This window comes from Apolloniradiicaulis salifontis, assembly GCF_053756655.1.
Map to the genome: position 1 here is coordinate 659,932 of NZ_CM132387.1, position 24,452 is coordinate 684,383.

Annotated in this window: 24 protein-coding genes; 11 read left to right on the forward strand and 13 right to left on the reverse strand. The window is 66.2% G+C overall.

Annotated features, from left to right (window positions below):
• Nucleotides 1-18 precede the first annotated feature (18 nt).
• Both ACWCOP_RS03110 and ACWCOP_RS03115 read left to right on the forward strand, forming a co-directional pair.
• Nucleotides 19-1,422 carry a phenylacetate--CoA ligase family protein gene (locus tag ACWCOP_RS03110; protein ID WP_478249772.1) on the forward strand — a complete coding sequence of 468 codons (1,404 nt, stop codon included), beginning with the start codon at nucleotides 19-21 and terminating at the stop codon, nucleotides 1,420-1,422.
• Nucleotides 1,419-2,789 carry an amidase gene (locus ACWCOP_RS03115; RefSeq protein WP_478249773.1) on the forward strand — a complete coding sequence of 457 codons (1,371 nt, stop codon included), beginning with the start codon at nucleotides 1,419-1,421 and terminating at the stop codon, nucleotides 2,787-2,789. Before ACWCOP_RS03110 ends, ACWCOP_RS03115 begins: the two co-directional genes overlap by 4 nt.
• A 9-nt stretch (nucleotides 2,790-2,798) precedes the next feature.
• On the opposite strand, the gene ACWCOP_RS03120 is transcribed toward ACWCOP_RS03115, so the two are convergent.
• Nucleotides 2,799-3,272, reverse strand: coding sequence for a hypothetical protein (locus ACWCOP_RS03120; protein ID WP_478249774.1), 474 nt, complete (start codon nucleotides 3,270-3,272; stop codon nucleotides 2,799-2,801).
• 73 nt (nucleotides 3,273-3,345) lie between these two features.
• Nucleotides 3,346-3,798: a hypothetical protein gene (locus ACWCOP_RS03125; RefSeq protein ID WP_478249775.1), complete on the reverse strand. Its 453-nt coding sequence runs from the start codon at nucleotides 3,796-3,798 to the stop codon at nucleotides 3,346-3,348.
• A 147-nt stretch (nucleotides 3,799-3,945) separates the two neighbouring features.
• Between ACWCOP_RS03125 and ACWCOP_RS03130 the strand changes: the two genes are divergently transcribed.
• Nucleotides 3,946-6,048 (forward strand): amidohydrolase family protein, encoded by a 2,103-nt coding sequence (locus ACWCOP_RS03130; protein ID WP_478249776.1) that lies wholly within the window; start codon nucleotides 3,946-3,948, stop codon nucleotides 6,046-6,048.
• Between the two features lie 174 nt (nucleotides 6,049-6,222).
• Nucleotides 6,223-6,687, forward strand: a complete 465-nt coding sequence (locus tag ACWCOP_RS03135; protein ID WP_478249777.1) for a hypothetical protein — start codon at nucleotides 6,223-6,225, stop codon at nucleotides 6,685-6,687.
• 25 nt (nucleotides 6,688-6,712) lie between these two features.
• Here the strand turns inward: ACWCOP_RS03135 and ACWCOP_RS03140 are convergent, their stop codons facing one another.
• From ACWCOP_RS03140 to ACWCOP_RS03150, 3 genes are all read right to left on the reverse strand, one after another.
• On the reverse strand, nucleotides 6,713-7,636 hold the full coding sequence (locus ACWCOP_RS03140; protein ID WP_478249778.1) for a polysaccharide deacetylase family protein: 924 nt from the start codon (nucleotides 7,634-7,636) through the stop codon (nucleotides 6,713-6,715).
• Complete coding sequence (locus ACWCOP_RS03145) at nucleotides 7,633-8,577, reverse strand: polysaccharide deacetylase family protein (RefSeq protein WP_478249779.1); 945 nt, start codon at nucleotides 8,575-8,577, stop codon at nucleotides 7,633-7,635. The genes ACWCOP_RS03140 and ACWCOP_RS03145 overlap by 4 nt, the downstream gene beginning before the upstream one ends.
• 140 nt (nucleotides 8,578-8,717) lie before the next feature.
• Nucleotides 8,718-9,395: an isochorismatase family protein gene (locus ACWCOP_RS03150; protein ID WP_478250641.1), complete on the reverse strand. Its 678-nt coding sequence runs from the start codon at nucleotides 9,393-9,395 to the stop codon at nucleotides 8,718-8,720.
• A 210-nt stretch (nucleotides 9,396-9,605) separates the two neighbouring features.
• On the opposite strand from ACWCOP_RS03150, the gene ACWCOP_RS03155 reads away from it, so the two are divergent.
• The 3 genes from ACWCOP_RS03155 to ACWCOP_RS03165 are packed head-to-tail and all read left to right on the forward strand — an operon-like array spanning nucleotide 9,606 to nucleotide 12,107.
• Nucleotides 9,606-11,111, forward strand: coding sequence for a sodium/proline symporter (locus tag ACWCOP_RS03155; protein WP_478249780.1), 1,506 nt, complete (start codon nucleotides 9,606-9,608; stop codon nucleotides 11,109-11,111).
• A complete protein-coding gene (locus tag ACWCOP_RS03160; protein WP_478249781.1) occupies nucleotides 11,108-11,572 on the forward strand; it encodes a DUF1330 domain-containing protein in 465 nt (154 codons plus the stop codon). Before ACWCOP_RS03155 ends, ACWCOP_RS03160 begins: the two co-directional genes overlap by 4 nt.
• Nucleotides 11,565-12,107 carry a GNAT family N-acetyltransferase gene (locus tag ACWCOP_RS03165; protein ID WP_478249782.1) on the forward strand — a complete coding sequence of 181 codons (543 nt, stop codon included), beginning with the start codon at nucleotides 11,565-11,567 and terminating at the stop codon, nucleotides 12,105-12,107. The genes ACWCOP_RS03160 and ACWCOP_RS03165 overlap by 8 nt, the downstream gene beginning before the upstream one ends.
• Before the next feature lie 19 nt (nucleotides 12,108-12,126).
• On the opposite strand, the gene ACWCOP_RS03170 is transcribed toward ACWCOP_RS03165, so the two are convergent.
• Nucleotides 12,127-13,392 (reverse strand): SMP-30/gluconolactonase/LRE family protein, encoded by a 1,266-nt coding sequence (locus ACWCOP_RS03170; RefSeq protein WP_478249783.1) that lies wholly within the window; start codon nucleotides 13,390-13,392, stop codon nucleotides 12,127-12,129.
• Nucleotides 13,393-13,478: 86 nt separating this feature from the next.
• The gene (locus ACWCOP_RS03175) at nucleotides 13,479-14,708 is read right to left on the reverse strand and encodes an argininosuccinate synthase (protein WP_478249784.1); all 1,230 of its coding nucleotides are present in this window, start codon (nucleotides 14,706-14,708) and stop codon (nucleotides 13,479-13,481) included.
• Nucleotides 14,709-14,908: 200 nt separating this feature from the next.
• Between ACWCOP_RS03175 and ACWCOP_RS03180 the strand changes: the two genes are divergently transcribed.
• Entirely contained in the window at nucleotides 14,909-15,418 is a 510-nt protein-coding gene (locus ACWCOP_RS03180; protein WP_478249785.1) for a GAF domain-containing protein, read from the forward strand.
• A gap of 67 nt (nucleotides 15,419-15,485) precedes the next feature.
• Nucleotides 15,486-16,784 carry a glutaminase A gene (glsA, locus tag ACWCOP_RS03185; RefSeq protein ID WP_478249786.1) on the forward strand — a complete coding sequence of 433 codons (1,299 nt, stop codon included), beginning with the start codon at nucleotides 15,486-15,488 and terminating at the stop codon, nucleotides 16,782-16,784.
• A 33-nt stretch (nucleotides 16,785-16,817) separates the two neighbouring features.
• On the opposite strand, the gene ACWCOP_RS03190 is transcribed toward glsA, so the two are convergent.
• On the reverse strand, nucleotides 16,818-17,504 hold the full coding sequence (locus ACWCOP_RS03190) for an SdpI family protein (protein ID WP_478249787.1): 687 nt from the start codon (nucleotides 17,502-17,504) through the stop codon (nucleotides 16,818-16,820).
• A complete protein-coding gene (locus ACWCOP_RS03195; RefSeq protein WP_478249788.1) occupies nucleotides 17,501-17,833 on the reverse strand; it encodes an ArsR/SmtB family transcription factor in 333 nt (110 codons plus the stop codon). The genes ACWCOP_RS03190 and ACWCOP_RS03195 overlap by 4 nt, the downstream gene beginning before the upstream one ends.
• 86 nt (nucleotides 17,834-17,919) lie before the next feature.
• Here ACWCOP_RS03195 and ACWCOP_RS03200 point away from each other — a divergent pair, with 86 nt between their 5' ends.
• A complete protein-coding gene (locus ACWCOP_RS03200; protein WP_478249789.1) occupies nucleotides 17,920-19,335 on the forward strand; it encodes an alpha/beta hydrolase family protein in 1,416 nt (471 codons plus the stop codon).
• Nucleotides 19,336-19,356: 21 nt separating this feature from the next.
• Here ACWCOP_RS03200 and ACWCOP_RS03205 read toward each other — a convergent pair whose 3' ends face one another.
• Entirely contained in the window at nucleotides 19,357-20,526 is a 1,170-nt protein-coding gene (locus tag ACWCOP_RS03205) for a helix-turn-helix domain-containing protein (protein ID WP_478249790.1), read from the reverse strand.
• A 210-nt stretch (nucleotides 20,527-20,736) separates the two neighbouring features.
• On the opposite strand from ACWCOP_RS03205, the gene ACWCOP_RS03210 reads away from it, so the two are divergent.
• A complete protein-coding gene (locus tag ACWCOP_RS03210; RefSeq protein WP_478249791.1) occupies nucleotides 20,737-21,273 on the forward strand; it encodes a hypothetical protein in 537 nt (178 codons plus the stop codon).
• Here the strand turns inward: ACWCOP_RS03210 and ACWCOP_RS03215 are convergent.
• From ACWCOP_RS03215 to prfA, 3 genes are all read right to left on the reverse strand, one after another.
• On the reverse strand, nucleotides 21,270-22,208 hold the full coding sequence (locus ACWCOP_RS03215; protein ID WP_478249792.1) for a DUF4167 domain-containing protein: 939 nt from the start codon (nucleotides 22,206-22,208) through the stop codon (nucleotides 21,270-21,272). The genes ACWCOP_RS03210 and ACWCOP_RS03215 overlap by 4 nt on opposite strands.
• A 280-nt stretch (nucleotides 22,209-22,488) precedes the next feature.
• A complete protein-coding gene (gene prmC, locus ACWCOP_RS03220; RefSeq protein ID WP_478249793.1) occupies nucleotides 22,489-23,334 on the reverse strand; it encodes a peptide chain release factor N(5)-glutamine methyltransferase in 846 nt (281 codons plus the stop codon).
• A gap of 3 nt (nucleotides 23,335-23,337) precedes the next feature.
• Nucleotides 23,338-24,411 carry a peptide chain release factor 1 gene (gene prfA / locus ACWCOP_RS03225; RefSeq protein WP_478249794.1) on the reverse strand — a complete coding sequence of 358 codons (1,074 nt, stop codon included), beginning with the start codon at nucleotides 24,409-24,411 and terminating at the stop codon, nucleotides 23,338-23,340.
• Nucleotides 24,412-24,452 lie beyond the last annotated feature (41 nt).

Consider the following 24,452-nt stretch of genomic DNA (forward strand, 5'->3'; position numbering starts at 1 on the left):
TCAAGGGGAGGGCGGGACTTGAGCGCTTCAAACGACGGACATCGCAGCTATTTCGACGCAGCTGACTGGAGCGCGGTCCAGAAGGATCACCCCATCGGGCCGGCCTTTGTGGACTTCGCCACATCGATCAGCCGCGACGCGCTGTTCGCACGCCAGAACCGGCTCTTCCTCAAATGCGTCGACCGGGCCTGGAAGACGCCCTTCTATCAAAAGCTCTGGGGTGAGGCGGGGGTGGAGCCCGGCGACATCACCGGGCTTGATATGATCAGCGAGCTGCCGAGCTTTGATAAGCAGGACATCATGGACTCCATCGCTCGCAATCCGCCCTTCGGCGATTTTGACGGGCGCGACTCCCACCCCGAAGGCAAGCCTAACGTGGTCATGCACACCACGTCGGGCACCACCGGCACGCCGCAGGTTCTCCTGTTCGGCGCCAAGAGCCGCGAGATCCAGAATCTGATGCTGGCGCGCCTGTACCGCTTCCAGGGGCTCAAACCCGACGACGTGGTCCACTCGGTTTACGGCCACGGCATGATCAATGGCGGCCACTATGTGCGCGAGGCGGTGATCCACTGGACCAGCGCCATCTTCATGAGCGCCGGCACCGGCGTGGAGACCCGCTCTGCGCGTCAGGTGGAGCTGATGCGCGACTTCGGCGCGACGGTGATCGTAGGCTTCGCCGACTACATCAAGAAGCTCGCGCGGGTGGCCGAGGAGCAGGGCATCGATCCGGTGCAGGACCTCAAGATCCGCATGATCTCCGGCCATCTGGGGCGTGAGGACCGGGAGTCCCTGTCAAAGGCCTGGGGCGGAGCTGAGTGCTATGACTGGTACGGGGTGGGCGACACCGGGATCATCGCCGGGGAAGGCCCCGACCGCTCCGGCCTCTACGTGCAGGAGGACGCCCAGTATCTGGAGGTCGCCGATATCGAGACCGGAAAGCCGCTAGCCGACGGCGAGCAGGGCGACATGATCTGCACCTGTCTTTACAAGGACGACGTCTATCCGATCATCCGCTTCAACACCCATGACGTCACCAAGGTGAAGACCGACAAGAGCCCGCTGGGCCTGCAGTTCAAGCGCATCGAGGGCTTTCTGGGACGCTCCGACAACATGGTGAAGATCCGCGGCATCAATATCTTCCCCCAGGCCATGGGGCCGCTGCTTGAAGCGCACCCGGCCTTCGCCGGCGATTTCATCTGCAAGGCGGCGCGCGACGCCAGCGGACGCGACGACTTCACCGTGCTGGCTGAAAGCCATGAGCAGAGCGAGGCGGTGCGCGAGGCGTTCGCCGCGCAGCTCAAATCGGCCCTTGGCATCGAAGTGGGCGTGGCGCTGGTGAAGCCCGGCGAACTGGCCGATCTTACCCAGACTGAAGTCCGCCAGAAGCCGGTCCGGCTCATCGATGAACGGTTCAAATGAGTGCAAGCGCCGCCGACCTTCCCCTGAACGCCAGCCAGCGCACCTGGCAGGCCCAGTCGGCCGCGTTCGCGCTTGGAAAATGGAGCCCGCTGGAGGTCTTTGACGCTTACGCGCGGCGGATCGCACGCCTCAACACCACCCTGAACGCGGTGCTGGACACCCGATTTGAAGCCGCGCGCGCCGAGGCCGCCGACAGCGCCGATCGCTGGGCGCGCGGCGCGCCCCTGTCGGAGATCGACGGCGCGGTTGTTCTGGTGAAGGCCAATATCGCGGTGGCGGGCCTGCCCTGGCACGCCGGGATCAAGGCCTATGAGCGTCGCATCGCCCGCGAGGACGCGGCCTGCGTCGCGGCTTTGAAACGCGCCGGCGCGATCATCGCCGGCACGGTGAACATGGAGGAGGGGGCGCTGGGCGCCGTCACCGACAATCCCTGGTTCGGGCGCACCCTCAATCCCTGGGGCGCGGACGGTGAGGCGATCACGCCCGGCGGCAGCTCGGGCGGGTCCGGCGCCGCGGTGGCGGCGGGTCTGTGCGTCATGGCGCTGGGCACCGACACCATGGGCAGCGTGCGCATTCCGGCCGCCTATTGCGGCGTCGCCGGTCACAAGCCTGGCCGCGGCCTGATCTCCACCGACGGGGTCGTGGCGCTGTCCCATACGCTGGACCATGTGGGTCCGCTCACCCGCTCGGCCCGCGATCTGCCCGCCTTCGTGGCGGCGCTGTCCGGCGTCGCCCAGCGTCCGCAAAAGGGGCTGACCGGCCTCACCATCGGGCGCTGGCGCTTCGAGGATTCGCTGAAGCCGCACCCGGATGTGCAAAGCGCCTATGACGCGTCACTGGCGCGTTTGGACAATGCCGGGGCAAACATCGTCGATGTGGGTGTGAAGGCGTATCAGTACGGACTGACGCGCCGGCGCGGCCTGTTGATCAGCGAGCTTGAGGGCCACCAGGCCCACGCCGCCATGCTGAGGGAAAATCCCAAGGGCTTCTCCGACTCGTTCCGGCGGCTTCTGGACTGGGGCGCCGGTCAGCCGGCCCAGAAGGCCGAAGCCGCCTACGCCGAGATTCGCGCCGTGGAGACCGACGCCGACGCATGGTTCTCCACCTGCGATCTGGTGGTGGCGCCCACCGCCCTGGAATCCGCCTTCAGTTTCGGCGAGGAGACGCCCGCGGGCCAGGCCGATCTGACAGCTTTCGCCGACATGGCCGGCTGTGCGGCCACCGCCGTGCCCATGGGACGGGCGCGCAACGGCTTGCCGGTGTCGCTGCAGTTCATGGCCCAGGCGGGCAAGGACTATCAGGCGATGAAGGCCGCCGCCCAGTTTGAGATTCTCACCGGCGGGCCGTTCATTCCGCCAGGTTACTGAACCGGGCGGTTAGAACGGGATGTTGAGCGGCGTGAGCCGTTTCAGAAGGGCGTCGTGAAGCGTCTTGAAATCGCTCGCCCGCGCCGCCCTCACGCCGCGATCGCGCAGCAACGTCGTCATCAGCCGGGTGAAGGGCGCGCTGTCGCCTTCGCCCAGATACCCCACCAGAATTCCGCGCGGAAACGCAGCCGCCGAGGCGTCGGCCAGGGTTTCCGAGGCGGCGGGATCGCCCGCGATAACGGCGCCGCGATAATCCATCACCAGAGCGGCGTAATCGCCTTCGGTCAGCCACTGACCCAGGCGCAGGGCGGCGGCCTCGTTTCCGGCCGGGCCAAGCGTCCTGAACAGTTTGGAACAGAAGATGCGCGGCTCGGGCAGGCTGAAGCTGCGCCAGGGCGAGCCGGCGCACACCGGCGCAAGCTCGGCGAACGGATCGGCACACTGAACCGTGAGGTCTTCAGGTTGTATCGTCTCGCAAACCATCGCCTATTTGATGGGCGCACATGGCTAAGAATTCCTTAAGCGCTGGCGGAAGCGGCAGGTCAGTGAAGCCGCTTCAGGCGGTCCTGATGATGGCTTCCCAGGCCGGAGCGAAGGCGCTCGCCCGAGCGGCGCGCACGCCGCGGTCGCGAAGAAGCTGAACCATCAGCCGCGCGAAGACGAACGTCGCGCCATCGTGCAGATAGACCATGGGCATACCGGCGGGAAAGGCGCCGGCGAACGCGTCGGCGATGGCGGCGAAATTGTCGGGGCCGTGATCGATCTCCGCCTGGCGATAATCCAGGATCAGCCCCTTGTAGTAACCGTCGGCCAGGCGCTGACCTAGACCCAGCGCGGCGTTCTCCGCGGTGTCGCGCGCCTGGGTGCGAAGAAGGCGCACCACATAGATGCGCGGATCGGTGAGGCTGACCGAACGGTAGGGCCAGGACGGATCATAGCCCTCAAGCGCCTCGAACGGATCGTCGGGCGCAATCAGCAGGTCCGTCGGCTGAACCGGTCTGTGCGTCATGTCCCAGAGATACCTCCCGGCGGTGAAAGATTTGTTGCACACCGCTCAAAGGCTGCACGCTCGCTCGCGCTTTATTAGCGCCCGTGCTACGCCGCTGATCAAGGGCGCTGATCCAAGATGCGCCCGTGACTTCAAGGGGAGAGTTTCATGGCGTATCCGGTTCGGCTTCTGGCCGCGTCTTTCATCCTGTCGTCCCTCGCGGCGTGTGCGCCGGCTGCTGAGACCTCGGCCGGCGGAGACGCCTCCGCCACGGGCGACGCCCGGAGCGACAGTCTGGCCATCGCCGCGCCGGCCCACGAGGCCGACCGCTTCGTGGTGCGCGTGGGCGGCAATGAAATCGGCGCCGCGGAGCTGACCCGGCTGGAGACCGGCTTCGCCATCGATTACGAGTACCGCAATAACGGGCGCGGCCCCACCTACGCCGAACAGATCACGCTGAACGAGGCCGGCTATCCTGTGGCCTGGACCGTTCAGGGCGCGGAGACCTTCGGCAACGCCGTGGACGAGCGCTTTGAAGTGACCGGCGTCATGGCGCGCTGGACAGATTCCACCGGGTCCGGCGAAGCCGCCTGGGACAGCCCCGCGCTCTACGTGCCGCAGAACGCCTCGCCCTATCAGCTGGCGATCACGGCGCGCGCGCTCATGGCCGACGATGACGGGGTCCTGCCTGCGCTGCCCGGCGGCGAGGTGCGCCTGACCGAGCTGGAGACCCTGAACCTGGGCGAAGGCGATGCGGCTGTCTCGCTCACCAGCTATGCTCTGTCGGGCACCAGCCAGAACCCGACCTATTTCGTCATGGACGGCACGGCCTTCGCCGGCGTGATGAGCCCCGGCTTCTCCGCGCTCGCCGAAGATCTGGGCCAGTATGATGAAGTCCTGCGCGCCAAGGCCGCCGAATACGGCGCGGCGCGCTTTGCTGACATTCAGGCGCGCACGGCCCATCGCTATGACTCGCCGGTGCGCATCGCCAATGTGCGGGTCTTTGATCCCGGGACCCTGGCGCTCACCGAGCCGGTCTCGGTGCTGATCGAAGGCGAGCGCATCGCGTCTGTGGACGCGCCGGACATGAGCAATGACGGCGAGGTCGTGATCAACGGCGCCGGCGGCTCGCTGATCCCCGGCCTGTTCGACATGCACGCCCATCTGGGCGAGGCGTCCGCCGCGCTGAACATCGCCGCCGGCATCACCAGCGTGCGCGACATGGGCAATAACAACGAGGTCCTGGACGGCCTTGTCGCCGACATTCAGGCGGGCCGCGTCGCCGGCCCCCGCGTTTTCCGCTCCGGCTTCATCGAAGGGCGCAGCCCTTACAATTCCAATAACGGCATCCTGGTGAGCACCGAGGCGGAGGCCGTCGAGGCGGTGCGAACCTACGCGGCGCGCGGCGACATGCACCAGATCAAGATCTACAACTCCACCGATCCCGCCTGGGCGCCGGCCCTGATCGAGGAGGCTCACCGTCTGGGCCTGCGCGTCTCCGGCCACATCCCCGCCTTCACTGACGCCGACGCCATGATCGCGGCGGGCTATGACGAGCTCACCCACATCAATCAGCTGATGCTGGGCTGGGTGCTGGAAGAGGGTGAAGACACCCGCACGCTGCTGCGCCTCACCGCGCTGAAGCGCCTGCCGGAGCTTGATCTGGACGGCGAGGCGGTGACCTCGACTCTGGACGAGATGGAGGCGCGCGGGATCGCCATCGATCCCACCTTCGCCATTCACGAGGCGCTGCTTCTGTCGCGCAACGGCGACGTGAGCCCCGGCGCCGCCGACTATATCGACCACATGCCCGCCTCCAGCCAGCGCTCCCTGCGCAGCGCCTGGGCGGCGATCGAGAGCCCGGAAGACGACGCGGCCTATCGCGGCGCCTTTGAACAGATCACCGAGACCCTGCGGCGCCTGCGCGAGCGCGGGATCACCATGGTGCCCGGCACCGATATGGGCGGCGGCCTGGTGCAGCACCGCGAGCTGGAGCTTTACCAGTCCATCGGCATGACGCCTGCGGAAATTCTCGCCTGGGGCGGTCAGGCCATGGCCGACTATCTGGGCGTCGGCGACGAGCTGGGCTCCATCGAAGCCGGCAAGTACGCCGACTTCTTCCTGGTCCCCGGCGACCCGACGGCCGACTTCAAGGCGGTGAAAACCATCGCCATGGTGGCCGCAAACGGCGTGATCTACTTCCCCGAAGACGTCTATCCCGAGTTCGGAATTCGTCCGTTTGCAAGCGCGCCGGCGGTGGTGGAGCCGTAGGGGGACGGGGCGCGCATTCGCCTGAGACGGGCGCCGAAAGCGAGCAGCGTTTCGTAACCTGTTTCGAAGGTAAGAAATGCGTTAACTTCAAGCGGTGGACCGAAGGGGGGACGCCAGCGCAAACGTGAAGGCCCGACGGCGCCAGACGAGAAAACCGCAAGCGGGGGGGGCGGCATGAAGGTTGAAATCCAGGAATTTCGCGAAGCGACAGGGCTTAAGCTATTTTACTCTCGGCGCTCGTTCCGTTCGGGGAAGCGCCGTCAGAAAATGCTCGATTTCGAGCTTCACAACAAAACCGACAGCACCGTGAGAGCGCAGATCTGGATCAAAAACAGCCATAAGAACGTCGTCATCGGCTATCTCCACGAGACCTTCGCGGATATCGGGCCGGGCGAAATATCAGCGGTCACGATCCGGGCGGACTACGGCAAGTTTTATCTTCACCGTGCTCACATCGACCGCTTCGACGGCGAAGGCATCCAGGACGTCACCTTCGAATATCAGCTGAATAATTCGCTTACATTCAGCGCCCATATAAGCCGGTTTTTCAGCGGCTGTTTCGGCGCGTTCAAGCTTATCCTTGGACTCGGTATCTTCGGGGCGGTGATCCTCTTCATCATCTGGCCGGCTATCAGCTAGGTTCGCCTTCGGCCAGAACCTTGCGTCACCCCTGCAGCGCCTCGAACGCCTTTGCGATCTCGCCGGCGCGCGCGCACCAGACCTGCGCGTCGCCGCCGAGCCCGTCCAGCAGCGCCTCCAGCGCCCTGATACGGAAGGGCTGACCGGCCACGAAGGGCGTGAGGGTGAAGCCCAGCACCTGCGCGCCGTGGCGCTCATGCTCGGACTTCAGGTAATCCTTCGCCTCGATCAGCTGCCTCACCCAGAGGTCTTCAGCCTGCTTTCGCTCCACCATGAGCTTGTAATCATCCAGCTCGTTCAGGACGGGCAGGGCGGCGAGCAGGCCGGTCTTCGTGCGCATGAAGACAGGGACTTGATCGGTCTCCCAGTCCAGTACGGCCGTAAACCCGGCCGCGGTGAGGAGGTCGGGCGTGTTGAAGCTCTCCTGACGCGCCGGCGAGAGCCAGACGGTTGGCGTGAGCCCGGCGGCGGAAAAGCGCTCGCGCACCGCCTCGATCCTTTCGCGCTCCTCGGCTTCGCTTAAGCCCGAATGGTGGATGGCGTCGCCGTTGAGGCCCGCCGCCGCGATCTCGTGGCCGTCATTTAGGATCGCCTCGATGAGCGGCGGGGCGAGGTCCAGCAGGTCCGCCGAGAGCGCAAACGTCGCCGTCATCTCCCGCTCGCGGAGCGCCTTGAGGATGCGGAACACGCCGACACGGTTGCCGTAATCACGGCTGGTGTAATGGCGCAGATCGGGGAAGGGCGTAACCATGCCGTGGGGATGGCCGAACGGGCTTTTCTTCGGGTCGATGGGATGATGCTCGCACACCACCACCGCCATGGCGGCGACGTGCTCGCCGCCCGGCAGCTCCACGCGCGGGCGGTCCGTTGCGAGCCGCCAGTCATGGCGGTCCATGTCCTGGCCGTACCGGCGCTTGGGGTAATTGAGATAGCTCGGATCAAGGGTCATGAGCTCGCCCCGTCGAACGCGGTTCCGCCGGTCTTGAGGCCCTTGTCGTCCAGATCCTCCTGCACCGCGTCCCAGTAATTCGTGCGCCAGTGCTCGGCGATGTCCACCGCGCGGGTGAACCAGACATCGTCGCCGTGGGCTTCAATATGTTTGAACGCCTCTTCAAAGGCGCGCATGCGATGGGGCTGGGCCACCAGATAGGCGTGCAGCGGAATGCACATCACCGTGCCGCTCTCCTCGCCCTCCTTGAGAAGCTGGTCGAACTGGCGTTTCAGCATGTCGGCGTAGCGCCAGGGATCCATGGCCAGCGCGCCGTAAGTGATGACGTCATTGACCTCCAGCGAGTAGGGCATGGAGCACAGCCTGCCGGATCTGGTCTTCACCCTTTGGGGCTGATCGTCCTGGAACAGGTCGCAGGTGTACCAGAAATCATGCTCGGCGATGAGGTCCAGCGTCCGCGTCGTGTGGGTCAGGGCCGGGGCCAGATAGCCGCGAATGCGCTGGCCGGTGGCGCGCTCCACCGTCTCGATGGAGTCCGCGATCACCGCGCGCTCCTGCGCTTCATCCATCTCGTAGGAGAAGCGCGTATTGTAGATCCCGTGGCTGAAGAACTCCCAGCCGCGTGCGTTGCACGCCTCGATGATCTCCGGGCAGTGGTCGCACATGGCCACGTTCAGGCTCACCGATCCCTTGATGGAATATGTGTCCATCAGCTCCATGAGCCGCCAGTGACCCACCCGATTGCCGTAATCGCGCTGGGAGTACCCCGCCACGTCCGGCGCCGGACGCGGCCACCCTGGACGTTTGGGATTCTTCGGCGGATCGAACTCGTAAAACTCGATATTGGGCGCCACCCAGAAGGCGAGCTTCTTGCCGCCGGGCCACTCGATCTTGGGACGCGCCTGGTACGGGTTGTAATCGTAGAGGTTTGGGTGGGTCATTTCGCCCTCTTCGCGTCATCCTGAGGGTCCTTCGAGGCTCGCCATCGGCTCGCACCTCAGGATGAGGATGATATCAAGCTCATTAACTTCCTCGTCCTGAGGAGTCTTTTCGCGTCAGCGAAAAGCCTCGAAGGACAAACTTACGCCTCTGCCTGATATCGCTCCAGCCAGTCATAGACCTCGGCGACCTCCACCACGTCGGCGTATTTCAGCTGCAGATCGGTGAGGTTGGCGAAGTGATAGCTCTCATGCTTGTCTGCGACGCACTCCATGGGAATGATCGTGCGGTAGCCGTGGGACAGGCTGTCCACCGCCGTGGCGCGGATGCAGCCGGATGTGGAGCCGCCGGTGATCACCAGCGTGTCAACTTTGTGCCAGGTGAGAAAGCTCGCCAGCGGGGTTTCGAAAAACGCCGACGGCATGCGCTTGGTGTAGACCGCGTCCACGCGCTCGTCGATCTCCACCCGGTCGTCGAAAGCGTGACGGTCCGACCCGTACTTGATGTTCTGCAGGGAATCCGGCGTATCGGTGCGCGTGCCCCAGATTCCGGCGTCGGCGGCGTTCTCCATATAGGCCACATGGGTCCACACGACGGGCAGCTTCTTTAAGCGCGCGGCTTTGGAAATCTCGTTGATATGGTGGAGCTGATCAGGATCGGTGACATAGCCGGTCTTGGGAAACAGATCAGGCCGGGTATAGGCTTTCTGCGGGTCCACATTGATGATGGCGAGCTTCTCGCCGAACCCGAAGCGGGCCCGGTTGGGATTGGCGCGCACCTCTTCGAAGATCTCCCGCGCCGTCTTGTCGGAGCGGACCATGGTGGGTTCGAGTTTCGGCGTGTCGGTCATGGGGTGTCCCTGGGTATGCGGCATCGTCGGAATGTCATCCCGGCGCGCTGACCATAGCAAGGCGCACACGAGGTGGAACCGAAAAGATATATCTTTTGTGCGCGGCCCTTCCTTCGATGGCGTTTTCGTGGCTGAATATGATGGGCTGACGACGGGGACTAAGAGGGGAAAACTCCGGTTATGGACTCCGGCGAACCGGCTGCGGGCGTCGTTCTTGCGACGCTCATCGTCTACAAGCTCGTGCTCATCGGCATCGGCGTGTGGGCCTCGCGCCTGAACAAGAACGAATCCGATTTTTTCCTGGGCGGGCGCGGCCTCGGCGCGTGGGTGGCGGGGCTGTCCTATGCGGCGTCCACCAGCTCGGCCTGGGTGCTTCTGGGCTTTTCCGGCTTTGTCTATGCGGTCGGGGTTTCGGCGCTCTGGATGGTGCCCGGCATCTGGCTTGGCTATGTGGTGGTCTGGCTCTGGTTCGGGCCGCGCCTGCGCGCTGAAACCGCGCGCGAGGGCCATGTCACCCCCAGCGATTTCATGGCCGCGAAGGCCGGCGCCCTTGCTCCCGTCATTAGCGCGCTCGCCGGCTTTCTTGTGCTGTTCACCTTCGTTTTTTACATCGCCGCCCAGTTCGGCGCGGCGGCGATCGCGTTTGAAAGTCAGTTCGCCCTGGCGCGCTGGGAAAGCGTGGTCATCGGCGCGGTGGTGATCCTGATCTACGCGCTTCTGGGCGGGTTCTGGGCGGTGTCGCTCACCGACACGCTGCAGGGCGCGATCATGGCGGTCATCGCGGTGATCCTGCCTGTGCTCGCCGTTATCGCCGCGGGCGGACCCGCGGGCATCGCCGAGACGCTGAGCGCGACGCAGGCGCCCGCTTACACCGATGCGTTCGGCGGCCGGGCGGGCTTTGCGTTCCTGGGGTTTGCAGTAGGGATCGCTTCCATCGGGCTTGGCACCTACGGCCAGCCGCACCTGCTCTCGCGCCTCATGGCGGTGAAGGATGAACGCAGCCGCCGGCGCGGCTTCATCGTCGCCATGGGCTGGGGCGTCATCGTCTATATCGGCATGGCGTCCATGGCGCTGGCCGGGCGCGCGCTGCTGCCCGACATCGCCGACGGCGAGGCGCTGTTCTACGAGCTCGCCGCCGCGCTTCTGCCGGCGGTCCTGGCCGGCATCGTCATCGCCGCCATTCTTTCAGCGGTCATGAGCACGGTGGACTCCCTGCTCATCGCCGCCGCCGCGGCGGCCGCCCACGACATGAAACTCGTCAAGGTGTTCAAGGGCCGCGAGGTGCTGGTCTCTCGCGGCGCCATGGCGGCGATCTGCGTGCTCGCAGTGGTGCTGACCTTAAGCCTTCCCGCGACGATCTTTGACCGGGTGCTGTTTTCCTGGTCGGCGCTGGGCGCGGCCTTCGGGCCGGTGATCGTGGCGCGCGTGGCCGGGGTGGAGCCGAAAGGCGCCGCCATCCTGGCCTCAATCGTGCTGGGGTTTGCGACCACGGTTGTCTTCTACATCTTCGGCCAGATGGATGCGGGCGCCCTTGAAGGGCTGTCTGCGTCGCTCGCCTCGCTGGCGGCCATTCCCGGCGATCCGTTCGAGCGGATCGTGCCATGGATCGCGCCGCTGATTTTGCTGTTCACTCTGCGCCAGGCCAAAGCGCCCACGCGCGCCGCTACTCTGGAGACTGCGGAATGACCCTCTCTCACTCGCTCACCATCGCGGTGGGCGCCGGCATCGCCGGCGTCGCCCTGGGGCTGATCATGGCCGGCGGCGTTTCCGCAGGGCAGGCGCGCGCCGACACGGCCGCGCAGGCCGAGCAGGCCGCGGCGCAGCCTCAGACCGGCGCCTACATGATCGTCATGGGCACGGTGTATGACCGCGAGGCCTTCATGAGCCGCTACGCCAGCCAGCTCGCCCCGCTCTATGCGCGCCATGGCGGGTCCTATGTGGCGGTGACCGGCGATGTGGAGACGCTGGAAGGCGGCACGCCGTTTGAAAGCGTCGTGATGAGCCGCTGGCCGGACAAGGAGAGCGCGCGCGCCTTCTGGAATGATCCCGATTACCGCGCCCTGGCCGATCTCAGGATCGACAATGAATGGGGCGATTTCAATGTCGTCCTCGTCCCCGCCATCCCGCAGCAGGCGAGCGGTGAGTGAGGCCGTCCCGGTCCTGAAGACCAAGCGTCTGATCCTGCGCGCCTTCACGGCGGCTGACTTTGACGCCTTCGCCGCGATCTGGGGAGATGCGTCGGTGGTGCGCCACATTTCCGGCACGCCGTCCAGCCGCTCGGACTCCTGGTCGCGCCTGCTGCGCCTCGCCGGCAGCTGGCCGCTTCTGGGCTACGGCTACTGGGCGGTGGAGGAGCGCGCGACCGGGCGCCTGACCGGCATGGCCGGGCTTGCGGATTTCAAGCGCGAGATCGGCGCCGATATCGCCGGCCTGCCTGAAGCCGGCTGGGTGTTCAGTCCTGAGTTTCACGGCAAGGGCTACGCCACCGAGGCCATGCGCGCCGCGCTGTGCTGGGCGGACGCTGCGCTGGACGCAGAGAAAAGCTGCTGCCTCATCCACCCGAACAACGCCGCCTCGATCAATGTGGCGCAGAAGCTGGGCTATGGCGGCCGGATCACCGCGCCGTTCGGCGAGGGCGAGACGCTGGTTTTCTTCCGCCCCCGTGGCGGATCAGACGCCTAAGCCAGGCTCTGACATTTAATCAGGGCAGGGGAAGCGACAGGATCTGCGGATCGCTGCGCGCCTCGCTCGGCGCGCTTCCATCGTCTGGAAACAGATCCCATTGCGCATCGGCCAGCACAAAGGCGCGCCCGTCCATGATGCGCACCGTCACCGGCTCGCCCAGGCGCTCATCGCCGGTGAGCACCGGGGTGAGGGCGGAAGGATTCCCGTCACGGTCCAGCTCCAGCTCGAACAGGCCGGCCGGCGCCACGGAATTTCGAATGACGAAGATCCGGCCCGTTCGGTCGGTGGCCAGACCGTCCAGACCGATCAAGCTGGCGCCCGGCGGTGCGGCCAGAAGCCGGGCGATGCGGCTCGCGGCATCGATGCGCCAGACGCCCAGGGCGTAATCGGCGACATAGACCGAGCCGCGCGTGGGCGCGAGCCCCTGAAGCGAGGCGAAGCGGGGATCCTCCGCCCACACCTCCAGCCCGGAGCGCGGCCCGTCCAGGCGATAGATGCGCCCGATATCGGCGTCGCTGGCGTAGACGATCCCGTCGCGCACCACCACATCGCCCATGCGCCGCGCACCGTCGATGGTGTGGCGGGCGACCACGCGCCCAGAATCCAGATCCAGCGCCAGCAGCGCCGTGCCGACCTCCGCGCCCTCGACCACCGGCGTTTGCGGGACGCGGCCTTCGGCGGCGTACAAAAGACCGTGGCGGCGGTCGATCGCCAGGCCGAAGATAGAGCCGATCGCTTCGTCCTCGCCGGCGAAAACCTCCGGGCTTTCAGGGTCAAACGGCTCGATGCGGTAGATGCGCCGGTCGGCCACCGAGCCCAGATACAGCCGCTCGGTCTCGCTATCCACCGCCAGCGCCTCGATCAGGGCGTCGGCCAGCGGCGGCCGGGCTGCAAGGCTCGCCGCGCCCGCCGGAACGGCGTTGGCGGCCAGCGCCGCTTCGATGGCGGAAAGACGCTCCGGGTCGGCGGTGCGCAGCTCATCAATCTGGCCCACGCCGGACAAATCCCAGGACAGGCCCGACGCGGCGGCCTCCTCCAGCGCGGCGAACCCGGCGTCCAGATCGCCGGAATAGCGTGCGATGATCAGCGCATTGTTAATGAGGCCCGGATGGCCGGGCTGCACCGCGCGCGCCGCGCTGGTGAGCCGCCGCGCGCTTTCCCAGTCCTCCATCATCGCCGACTCGCGTGCGGCGCCGCGCAGCTCGCGGGAGAGCTCGAACGGAGCGGCGGTCTCGGCGGGTTGGGACAGAGCCAGCGAGGCGAATGCGAACAGTGTGATCATGAGGCAGACCTTGCCCGCGCCGCCAGCTCGCCGCAAGCGGCGGGGAAGGGCGGGCTCTGGGCGATGCTATGGCGAAGGCGGGGCCCCTACTCGTTCTCGCCCAGGCGCTTCTTGCGGTCGGCCAGGAGGCGCAGGCGCAGGGCGTTCAGGGTGATGAAGCCCTGGGCGTCCTTCTGGTCATAGACCTCGTCTTCTTCAAATGTCACGTGGGCCAGCGAGTAGAGCGAGTTGGGCGAGGAGCGGCCGACCACCATGGCGTTCCCCTTGTAGAGCTTGATGCGCACCTCGCCGGAGACATGGCGCTGGGAATGGTCGATGGCGGCCTGGAGCATTTCGCGCTCGGGGGAGAACCAGAAGCCTTCATAGACCAGCTTTGCGTATTTCGGCATCAGCTCGTCTTTGAGATGCATGGCGCCGCGATCCAGTGTGAGCTGCTCGATCCCGCGATGGGCGAGCATCAGGATCGTGCCGCCGGGCGTCTCGTAAATGCCGCGCGACTTCATGCCCACAAAGCGGTTCTCCACCAGATCCAGCCGGCCCACGCCATGTTTGGCGCCCAGTTCGTTCAGCTTGGTCAGCAGCATCGCCGGGCTCAGCTTCTCGCCGTTCACATGGGTGGCGTCGCCGCGTTCAAACTGGACGGTGAGGTATTCGGGTTTGTCAGGCGCGTCTTCGGGGTGAACGGTGAGCAGGCACACCTCGTTAAAGGCCTCTTCGCTGGGATCCTCCAGCATCTTGCCTTCAGAGCTGGTGTGCCAGAGATTGGCGTCCACCGAGAAGGGCGCCTCGCCGCGCTTGTCCTTGGGAACTTGGATGCCGTTGGCTTCGGCGTAGGCGATCAGCTTGGTGCGCGAGGTGAGATCCCATTCGCGCCAAGGCGCGATGACGCGTAGCGCCGGATCCAGCGCCGCCACCGCCAGCTCAAAGCGCACTTGGTCATTGCCCTTGCCGGTGGCGCCGTGGGCGACCGCGTCGGCGCCGGTCTCGTGGGCGATCTCCACCAGCCGCTTGGAGATCAGCGGGCGCGCGATGGAGGTGCCCAGAAGGTACTGGCCTTCATACACCGCGTTGGCGCGCACCATGGGGAAGCAGTAATCGCGCACGAATTCCTCGCGCAGATCGTCGATATAGATTTCCTTGATGCCGGCCTTTTCAGCCTTCTCGCGCGCCGGGCCCAGCTCCTCGCCCTGTCCCAGATCGGCGGTGAAGGTGACGACTTCGGCGTCATAGGCGTCTTTGAGCCATTTCAGGATCACGCTGGTGTCCAGCCCGCCGGAATAGGCCAGAACGATCTTTTTCACGGGCTTCTTGGACATGGCGCGAACTCCTTATGATGCGGCGCGGCAATCTAGGGCGGGGGCGCGGCGGATGGAAGCATTGTCTGTCCAGGGATGCATCGCGCCGGGCCGCGGCGACCCGCGCGCCGATCCCCGCTAATCGCTGTCAGGTTTAATTGATTGTCAGGGGATAAGCCGGATGATTGTGCTCGCCGAATGTACTCATGGAGAGTCCCGCGATGACCCAGCCGCCCGTTCCGCTTGACCATCCGCAACGTCTTGCGCAGCTCGCCCGGTTTCGCAATGCCGCGCTTTCGTCCGGATCGCGTCTGCCCGAAATTCTTGAGGCCGCGCGCTATGCGTTTCGCGGATCGCTGGCCGTGCTCAGCTGCGTGGGGCCGCAGAACACTGCTTTCGTTGGCCTTTCCGGGACGGCGCAGCCGACCGTTCCGACGCGCCTTGCGTTCTGCCGCCGCGTGGTGGAGACCGGCGCGCCCTTTATCGCTACGAATCTTTCCCTGGATCCGGACTATGCCGACAACGTCTTCGTGGCCCAGCCGCCCTATGCGCGCTTCTATGCCGGCGTTCCGGTCCGCTCTGAATCAGGCTTCGTGCTCGGGGCCTTCGCGGTGCTGAACGAACAGCCGAGCTTCCGCTTCGGTTCGCAGGATCTTGAAGCGCTGGAGCGCTTCGCCGGGATTGCGCTGGGCATGATCAGCTTAAAGGCGGACTTACGCGACGCGGCCTGAGACTTGCGCAGTGGGACGCGCCCTGTGAAGCTCCCCGCCTTGTTCTCCGCCGCATCCGGTGACGCCCTTGAATCCCCCTGAACCCCGCACCGCGCCGGCGCTTGCGCCTGGCGCTTTCCGCACACGGCCCGCCCAGTTCGAGCGTCCGGCGGCCGCACGCGCTGCGCGCGAGCGCGCAGCCCAAGAGGTGGTCGAGACCCTGTCAAAGCGCGGCGCCGCAACCGGGACGGCCCTGTGCGCCGCGCTGGAGGCGGCCGGGCTTGAAACCGGCGATCCGCGCCTGTCCGGCACGCGCAAGGCGTTCGCCGGGGGCGGCGCGTTGACCGCGGAGACCCTCGCCGAGGCGCTGCCCGCCGAAGAGGCGCAGCTGGTGCGCGCGGCGCTCACCGGCCGGTTGGTGGCCGGTGATTTTCAGGGTTTTCGCGGACGCATCGCAAATCTGTTCCACCATGCCGCAGGGGAAACCTCCGGCGATGTCGCCCGCTACATACCCGAGCTCGCCAAGGCCGATCCTGACGCGTTTTCGCTGGGCTGCTGCACGATCGACGGCCAGCGCTTTGAACTGGGCCTGCGCGAGGGTGACGCCGCTCGCAGCTTCTGTGTGCAATCGGCCATGAAGCCGCTCAACTACGCCCTGGCGCTGGAGCTCATGGGCCAGAACACCGTGCACGCCCATGTGGGGCGTGAACCGTCGGGGCAGGGCTTCAACGAGATCACGCTGAACGCCTATGGCCGGCCGCACAATCCCATGATCAACGCCGGCGCGATCCTCACCGCCGCGCTGATCCGGCCCGGCTGCACGGTCGAAGAGCGGTTCGACCTGATCGTCCGGCTGTGGCGCGCGGCCGCCGGCGGCGACGCGCCGGGCTTCGACGCGGAGGTGTTCGAGAGCGAACGCCGCCACGCCGACCGCAATTTCGCCCTCGCCTATTTCATGCGCGAGCACGGCTGCTTTCCTGAAGACTCCGACATGCACGCCGCGCTGGAGCTGTATTTTCGCTGCTGCGCCATCACCACAGATGTGCGCCGCCTGTCGGCGGTGGCGGCGACGCTGGCCAATGGCGGCGTCTGCCCCGTGACCGAGCGTCAGGTGGTCAGCCGCGAGAGCGTGAAGGCGGTGCTCTCGCTGATGCTGTCTTGCGGCATGTATGATTTTTCCGGCGAATACGCCTTCACCGTGGGCCTGCCTGCGAAATCGGGCGTCTCCGGCGCGCTGATGATCGTGGCGCCCGGCGTGTGCGGCTTCGCGCTCTATTCGCCGCGGCTCGGGGTTCAGGGCAATCCCGAACGCGGAGTGGAATTCTCCAAGCGCCTGGTGGAGGCGTTCCCCTGGCATGTCTACGCGCCCATCGTGGCCGGGACGTAGAGCAGGCCTGAAGCGAGGAGCGAGTTTCGCGGTTCACCCCTCTTCGCTGAACGTTTCCCGGTCCGGATCGCGCCGCCAGACCAGATAGGAGATCAGGATCGGCCCCAGCCCGGCCAGCAGGGCCAGCGTGGTGAAGACGGCCACGCCCGCCTCCAGCGGCGCCAGAAGCACCGCCGCACCGCCGGCGATCCCGGCCAGAACGAAGGCGCGCCCGGCCCAGCGATGGGTCACGTCCCAGGCCTTGTCCGAGGACAAAGACCAGGGCGTGCGCACGCCGAAGAACCAGTTGGGGCGCGCCTTGCCCAGCACGTTTCCAAGAACCACCAGAAGCGCCGACACCGCCAGCAGGACAAGCTTCGGCATGGCCTGACCCTGCGACGCGATCACGCCGGTCGCCGCCAGGATCAGCGCCAGATGGACGAGGGTGAGGACGACCATCACGCCGATCCATCCCACCAGAAAGGCGGTGAAGGAGCGGGCGAGATTTTGTCCGCGCGGATCGATATGGGGCGCCGCGGCGAACACGATCGTCAGGACCAGCCCGATCCCCGGCAACACCAGAAAGGCTTCGGCCTTGCCGCCGAAACGGTCGGGCTCTCCGGCGGCGTTCCAGTGCACAGGAAACTCAGCGCCCTGCGGCGTGGCGAGCCAGCCCCAGGCCGACAACGCGGCCATGACGGCCAGCAGGCCGGCCGATGCAAGCAATCCCTTGGCGGTCATCTTAGGTCTCCATTGTCTTCGTCGGCGTCCTCAACGTGCTCCTCCTCGATGCCGTCCTCCGGCTCAGCCCCCGCCGAGCCCAGAAGGCCGAGCACCAGGGCCACGGCCTCCTCGGCGACCGAAACATTCAGCCGGTATCGGATCGTCGTGCCTACGCGCTCGGCCCGGATCAGCCCGGCGTCTTTGAGCGCCGCGAAATGGCGCGACATTGTCGGCTTTGATACCGGGAAGGCGTCGGCGAGCGCCCCTGCGCTCAGGGGGCCGCCCTTGAGTTTTTTCAGCACGGCCCGTCGCACCGGGTGCGCCAGAGCCTGAAAGATATCGGTCATGGCGATTGTTTAGACTCGACGCTAATTAGCGTCAATGCTAATTAGCGTGACTGCGAGCGCCGTGTCTCGCTGCAGGGAGTTTCGCCATGCCCGTCATCCGTTTTGCTATCCGCTCCGCCGGTGTCGCCATGGTTTCGGCGCTCGCGGTCCTGACCGCCTGCGCGCCGCCTCCGGTTGAGGACGCGCCACAAGCCGGCGCCGAGCGGTTCGACGGGAGCTGGCATGGCGTACTGGATCTCGGCGCCCAGACGCTGACGCTTGAGCTGGAGCTTGAGACTGAAGGCGAAGCCGGCCCTCAAGGTGCGCTCATCTCGATTGATCAGGGCGGTGTGCGCATGGCGTTGACGGCGCTCACCATTGAGGGCGACCGCATCGCCTTCGAGGCCGATCCGCCCGGCTTTTCCTATGAGGGCGAGCTGGAAAGCGGCGCCATCACCGGCCGCTTCCAGCAAAACGCCGGGGCGGTGGATCTCATGTTCGAGCGCGGACCCGCCGAAGCCGGCGGGACGCCGGCGGAGGCGAGCCTCAGCGACAACGAACGGGCGGTCGTGATTGAATCCGGCCCGGTGCGCCTTGCCGGAGTGCTGCGCACGCCGTCAGGGGCGGCGGCCGCCGGCCCGGTTCCCGGCGTGGTGATCCTCTCCGGCTCCGGCCCGCAGGACCGCGACGGGATGATCGCCGGCCAGCCGGTCTATGCCGCGCTGGCTGACGGCCTGGCCCGGGCCGGGATCGCCTCGCTGCGCCTGGATGATCGCGGGGTGGGGATGAGCACCGGACCGGTACCCCGCGCGCCGTCAGATCTGGCGTCCGACGCGGCGGCGGCGCTTGCGTCTCTTCGCAGCGAGCCGGAGATTCGCTGCGCCGGGTTCGCTGGTCATTCTGAAGGCGCGATGCTGGCTCTGCTCGCCGCGCCTGAGGCCCGGCCCGCCTTCATCGTGTCGCTGGCCGGCATGCATCTGAGTATGGAGGAGACGCTCCTAGGCCAGTCGGAGGCGATCATCCGGGCGTCCGGCGGAACCGACGCGCAGATCGCCGCCAATCGCGAGCTGCAGGAGGCGATGTTTGAGGTGTTTCAAACCCTCGAGGCTGGCGGCGATCTCGCCGCGGCGCTTGAAACGGCCCTGATCGACGCCGGTGCGCCCGCCGCAGTCGCCGCCCAGCAGGCCGCGATCTGGGGACAGCCCTATGTGGCGGCGAGCTTTCGCCTTGATCCGGGGGCTGAGGCGGCGGCCTATGGCGGCCCGCTGCTGGCGCTCTTTGCAGAGAACGACACGCAGGTCCTGGCGGGTGCAAACAGCGCCGCGCTTGAAACCGCCCGCGCCGGGAAACCCACCGAGATCCGCGTTCTCGCCGGCGTGAATCATCTGTTTCAGGTCAGCGCGACCGGCGCGCCGTCCGAGTATGGATCGGCCAGCCACGCCATGGCGCCCGAAGCGCTTCAAGTGATCGGCGACGCGGTCTCTGCGCTGGCCGGGCGAGCCTGCGGCGACGCCGGCGAGTAGCCGGCGCGCATTGCGCTTGACCTATCGCGCCGCGCCGGAGGTGGAGGACTTGGGCCGGCTGGATGAGCTGATCCGGCGGCGGTAGGCGCTGGGAGTTTCGCCGACGATCTCACGAAACACGCGGTTGAACGACGCTTTGGAATTAAACCCGCACTCCAGCGCGGCGCGCAGCAAGTCAGGCGCTCCGGCTTCCAGCCTGGATTTGATCGCCTCGACGCGCAGGCTGTTGACGAAGCGGTTGAAGTTCATTCCGGCCCCAACATTGATCGCGCGCGATACATAGTACTCAGACAATCCCGACCGGTCGCAAAGCTGGGCGAGCGATAGACGGGGTTCGGCGTACCAGGCCTGAGTCTTGAGCTGATTACGAAGGCTCGCTGCGATCGACGCCCAGTCGGGCTCAGCCTCCGGTATAGGATCGGGATCTGGGCGCCGGGCTGACGGCGTCGGGGCCGCGTCTGGATGCGGCAACTCGCCGGCTGGCTGGGCGAGGGCCGCGACCCCCAGAGCGCAGCCCGCAAGCGCCAGCAGAACGTGGACGGGGTATTCCTGGACATAGCTTAACGGGCCACGAACCGCCTCGATCAGGTCCATTGCGACCAAGGCCGCGAACGGAAGGGCCAAGGCGGCCAGCATGAACAAAGCGCCGCGCAAGTCATAGGCCGCCTTGGCGGAGCTCTGGGCGGCGAGCCAGGCGCGATAGCCCAGCACGCGGTGCGCGGAGAGGGCGAGGCCGGCGCCCGCAAAGAGAATGGCGAGCGCGGTGGCGGCGGGGGCGATATAGGGATTGTGGCCGGCGGCGACCCAGCTCCACTTGTCCTGCAGGGGCTGGACGAACCAGTAGGCCTGATAGGCGAGATAGGCGATTCCTGGCGCCAAGGTGAGAGCGAAGTGGCGCGGATGCCGCCCAGTGATCAGCTGCGTGAAATACGTATAAATCAGCGGGCCGATCAGAAGCTCGGCGTTGAAAGGTGCAAAGCTCAGCCAGGGATAGGCGTTATAGAATCCCGCAAAGCCGATCATGGTGGGCGTGGTCACGACGCATATCGACACCAGCAACGCCGCCAGCAATCGGTTCGCCCGCAGATCCGGCCCGCGAAACACGAGAACGCCCGCAATGATCAAAAGCTGGCTCATCACCACGAGAAGAATCGCGGTTCGCCAGCTCAGCATCAGGCTTGCTTCGGTCATGGTCCTGGTTCCGCCCGCCGGATAGGCCCGACTGAATCAGCTTAGCCGATCCGGACGCGAGCGGCAGGGTCGGGCGGCGCAAAACGTCTCAAATCCCGCAAGACAGTAGATTTTCGCCCGGTTTCGGGACGCCAGAGATGATTGACGGGACCAGGGTCTGAGGGCGCCGCACCGATCCCCGGAGCGGCGCTCACCATGCTGGAGACTATCATGAGAACTCTATTCGCCGTCGCCGCCTCGACCGCTCTGCTTCCCTTTGCAGCCAGTGCGCAGACATCTGGCTTTGCGGACTCGCTCGCGAGCCTTGAGGGACGATGGGAGGGGCGGCTCGAATATATCGACTATACAACGGGCGAGCCCGACACGATCCCCCATACACGCGACATCACGCTGGCGCCGGACCGGTCCTATGCGCTGCAGACGATGACCTTCGCTGATCGTGACACGACCGTATACGACGCCGAGCTCATTGTGTTCGGGGCCACCGGGGTGGTCGCGACCTCGGTGCGTGGCGACCTTACGCGTAGCCGCCTCGATCTGCTCACACTGCAGCATGACGCCTATGGCTGGATCGCCACCCTGTCAGGGGACACGATAGACGAGGGTGCGCGCGCCGAAGCGCGCTACACCTGGACATATGCGGGCGACACGTTCTCGCAGGTCAAGGAGGTGCGTTCTGATCCGGGCGCAGCCTGGCGCTTGCGCAATGCGGTGCGCCTGACGCGCGCCGGGACGGCGGCGGGTTAGGCCGCCGCGTCTCCCGAGCCGTCGCCGGATTTGGATACGGCGGCTTTCAGCGCGTTTTCCGCATCCGGATCGGCGGCGCGGCGGCGGGTGCGCTTTTTCGGCTCAGCGTCAGCGACCGCATTGGTGTCGGCGTCACCGGTTTCGGCGTCGGCTTTCTTGCGGCGGGTGCGCTTGGGCTTTTCCGGCTCGGCTGCGGCGGCAGCGCTGTCTGCTCCGTTCGAGGGCGCGCCAGCCGAAGAGGCGGCGTCTGCTTCAGGATCAACCACCTGAAGCGGATCGCTGGCGCTGGAGGAGTCGTCGCGCTGATCCTCGTCGCGCCGGCGGCGGCCACGGCGAGCGCGGTTACGCGAGCGGTCGTCCTCGCTCTCGCCGGAGCGGTCGTCGGAGGCGTCGCGGCGCTCGCCCGAACGCTCATGCTGACGCTCATTCTGGCGATCATCGCGCCGCGGCTGATTGCGCTGGCTGTCTCTTTGACCCTCACGTTGCCCGTCGCGCTGATCATCGCCGCGGGACTCATGACGGTCGCCGCGATTGTCCTGGCGGTCGCCCCGGTTGTCGCTCCGGTTATCGCCGCGATTGTCAGCGCGATTGTCCGGGCGGTTGTCGTGACGATTGTCGTTCCGGTTGTCAGAGCGATTGTCGGAGCGGTCTCCGCCGTCGTTCTGATCGTTCTGGTCGTTGTGCTGATTGTCGTCGCGCCGGGGCTGGTTGGCCTGGACGATGCGCAGATAATGCTCGGCGTGCTGGAAATAGTTTTCCGCCATCACCCGGTCGCCGGAGGACGTGGAGTCCCGCGCCATCTGCATGTATTTTTCATAAATATGCGAGGCGTTGCCGCGGACTTTGACGTCCGGACCGTTGCTCTCGAAATTGCGATTGGAGTTATTGTGATGTTGGTTGCCGGGCTTGCGCCCGCGTCCGCGTTGCCGCTTCATGTCTCTGAAAACCTGATCTGTTCGGGCGGTGATGGGTCCGTTGATCGTTTCTTCGGCTTCGCACACGCGCGCCCCGCTCTGTCGCGGGCCTTATCGTTTCAGCGTCAGCCTTTGCAGGCTATCGGCTATGGGCGATCTCGTGTGGGCCTGGTTGCCGGTCGCTGGGATCCGCCGTCAAATACCGGGTCAGTCCCTGTCCCGATCCTCAGCGCTTACCGAATGGATGCACACTAGACGCATCCGGCTTGCGATTCCAAGACTTTTTTGCATGGCGTCCCGCCTATGTGGGCGCGAACACCACCGCCCTGTCATTGCCGCCAAGATCGCGGCGCAGGGACGCGTTGAACCCGGCGCCGCGCGCCAGCGCCAGCGCCGCCTCGCCCTGATCATAGCCGATCTCGAACACGCCGCTTCCGCCCGGCCCAAGCAGGCGCCCCGCCTCGGCGAAGAGGTGGGTGTAGGGGGCGAGCCCGTCCGGTCCGCCGTCCAGCGCGAGGCGCGGCTCGAAGGTCTTCACCTCCGGCTCCAGCGTGTCGAGCACGGCGCTGGCGATATAGGGCGGGTTGGAGACTACAAGATCAAACGGGCCGTCCACGCCGTCCGCCCAGCTTGTTTCAACAAACTCGATCCGGCTGGAAAGCCCGGTCAGCGCGCCGTTCTCGCGCGCCACGTTCAGCGCGGCGGCGGAGAGGTCCGTTGCGATAGCGCTGGCGTTCGGCAGTTCGCTGAGCAAGGCAAGGGCTATCGCTCCCGAACCGGTGGCGATGTCGAGAATGCGCAAGGGCGCTGTGCGATCGCCGACCGAGGCCAGCGCCGCACCCACTATGGTCTCGGTGTCGGCGCGCGGGGTGAGCACATCGGCGTTGACCCTCAGGTCCAGCGTCCAGAAGCCAACCGAGCCGCGAATATGGGAGAGCGGTTCGCGCGCGACGCGGCGGTCCAGCGCGGCGTCAAAGCGCGCGGCTTCATGAGGCGGCATGGGCTCGGTCATCGCCGCGACAAGCCCGGCGCGGGAGAGGGCGCTGGCGTATTCGAGGAGGCGGCGGGCTTCGTCCGCGGCGTCTTCAAGTCCCGCCGCGGCGAGGCGGTTGGAAGCCGCGCGCACGGCCTCGGCCCGGATCGCCAAGCTCTACGCCTCTTCCATCGCCGCCAGCTTGGCGGCCTGGTCTTCGGAGATCAGCGCGTCGATCACCTCGTCGAGGCCCTCGCCGGAGAGGATCTCCTCCAGCTTGTAGAGGGTGAGATTGATGCGGTGATCGCTCACCCGGCCTTGCGGGAAATTGTAGGTGCGGATGCGTTCGGAGCGGTCGCCGGAGCCCACCTGGCCCTTACGCTCCGCCGCGCGGGCGGCGTCTTTCTCGCTGCGCTCCTTTTCATAGAGGCGGGCTTTGAGCACCTCCATGGCGATGGCGCGGTTCTGGTGCTGGGATTTCTCCGAGCTGACCACCACGATTCCGGTGGGCAAATGGGTCATGCGCACGGCGGATTCGGTCTTGTTCACGTGCTGACCGCCGGCGCCGGAGGCGCGCATGGTGTCGATGCGCAGATCGTCGTCCTTGATCACGATGTCCACGTCTTCGGGCGCGGGGAGCACGGCGACAGTCGCGGCCGACGTGTGGATGCGCCCGCCGCTTTCGGTGACGGGCACGCGCTGCACCCGGTGCACCCCGGATTCCCATTTCAGCCGGCCGAACACGCCTGATCCGGTGACCGAGGCGATGATTTCCTTATAGCCGCCGACTTCCGCTTCGCTGGCTTCCACCAGGTCCACCTTCCAGCCGCGACCCGCGGCGTAGCGCTCATACATGCGGTAGAGATCGCCGGCGAACAGCGCGGCTTCATCACCGCCGGTGCCGGCGCGGATCTCCAGCATGATGGAGGCGTCGTCATCCTTGTCCTTCGGGATCAGCATGAGCTGCAGCTGGCGCTCCAGCGCGGGCAGGCGTTTCTTAAGCTCCTGGCGCTCGTCCTCGGCGAGCGAGACCATGTCGCGGTCCTCGCCGGCTTCGATAATGGCGTCGGCCTCGGCCAGATCATTGCGCGCGATCTTCAACTCGCGCGCCTTCTCCGCGACGGTTTTAAGTTCGGCGTGTTCTTTCGAAAGCTTGACGATCTCGTTGGGGTCGGAAATCGAGCCCAGACGGGCCTCGATCTGATCGAACCGGTCGATGACCTGGTCAAGCTTGGCGTTCTGAATGCTCATGGGCGATGAGTTACGCGCGAAGCGCTGATTTGGGAAGGGGG

Bases quoted from the DNA above. Each gene is read 5' to 3' on its own strand.
- ACWCOP_RS03115 (WP_478249773.1), top strand. From the start codon at position 1,419: ATGAGTGCAAGCGCCGCCGACCTTCCCCTGAACGCCAGCCAGCGCACC.
- ACWCOP_RS03120 (WP_478249774.1), bottom strand. From the start codon at position 3,272: ATGGTTTGCGAGACGATACAACCTGAAGACCTCACGGTTCAGTGTGCC.
- ACWCOP_RS03125 (WP_478249775.1), bottom strand. From the start codon at position 3,798: ATGACGCACAGACCGGTTCAGCCGACGGACCTGCTGATTGCGCCCGAC.
- ACWCOP_RS03130 (WP_478249776.1), top strand. From the start codon at position 3,946: ATGGCGTATCCGGTTCGGCTTCTGGCCGCGTCTTTCATCCTGTCGTCC.
- ACWCOP_RS03135 (WP_478249777.1), top strand. From the start codon at position 6,223: ATGAAGGTTGAAATCCAGGAATTTCGCGAAGCGACAGGGCTTAAGCTA.
- ACWCOP_RS03140 (WP_478249778.1), bottom strand. From the start codon at position 7,636: ATGACCCTTGATCCGAGCTATCTCAATTACCCCAAGCGCCGGTACGGC.
- ACWCOP_RS03145 (WP_478249779.1), bottom strand. From the start codon at position 8,577: ATGACCCACCCAAACCTCTACGATTACAACCCGTACCAGGCGCGTCCC.
- ACWCOP_RS03150 (WP_478250641.1), bottom strand. From the start codon at position 9,395: ATGGTCCGCTCCGACAAGACGGCGCGGGAGATCTTCGAAGAGGTGCGC.
- ACWCOP_RS03155 (WP_478249780.1), top strand. From the start codon at position 9,606: ATGGACTCCGGCGAACCGGCTGCGGGCGTCGTTCTTGCGACGCTCATC.
- ACWCOP_RS03160 (WP_478249781.1), top strand. From the start codon at position 11,108: ATGACCCTCTCTCACTCGCTCACCATCGCGGTGGGCGCCGGCATCGCC.
- ACWCOP_RS03170 (WP_478249783.1), bottom strand. From the start codon at position 13,392: ATGATCACACTGTTCGCATTCGCCTCGCTGGCTCTGTCCCAACCCGCC.
- ACWCOP_RS03175 (WP_478249784.1), bottom strand. From the start codon at position 14,708: ATGTCCAAGAAGCCCGTGAAAAAGATCGTTCTGGCCTATTCCGGCGGG.
- ACWCOP_RS03180 (WP_478249785.1), top strand. From the start codon at position 14,909: ATGACCCAGCCGCCCGTTCCGCTTGACCATCCGCAACGTCTTGCGCAG.
- ACWCOP_RS03190 (WP_478249787.1), bottom strand. From the start codon at position 17,504: ATGACCGCCAAGGGATTGCTTGCATCGGCCGGCCTGCTGGCCGTCATG.
- ACWCOP_RS03195 (WP_478249788.1), bottom strand. From the start codon at position 17,833: ATGACCGATATCTTTCAGGCTCTGGCGCACCCGGTGCGACGGGCCGTG.
- ACWCOP_RS03200 (WP_478249789.1), top strand. From the start codon at position 17,920: ATGCCCGTCATCCGTTTTGCTATCCGCTCCGCCGGTGTCGCCATGGTT.
- ACWCOP_RS03205 (WP_478249790.1), bottom strand. From the start codon at position 20,526: ATGACCGAAGCAAGCCTGATGCTGAGCTGGCGAACCGCGATTCTTCTC.
- ACWCOP_RS03210 (WP_478249791.1), top strand. From the start codon at position 20,737: ATGAGAACTCTATTCGCCGTCGCCGCCTCGACCGCTCTGCTTCCCTTT.
- ACWCOP_RS03215 (WP_478249792.1), bottom strand. From the start codon at position 22,208: ATGAAGCGGCAACGCGGACGCGGGCGCAAGCCCGGCAACCAACATCAC.
- prfA (WP_478249794.1), bottom strand. From the start codon at position 24,411: ATGAGCATTCAGAACGCCAAGCTTGACCAGGTCATCGACCGGTTCGAT.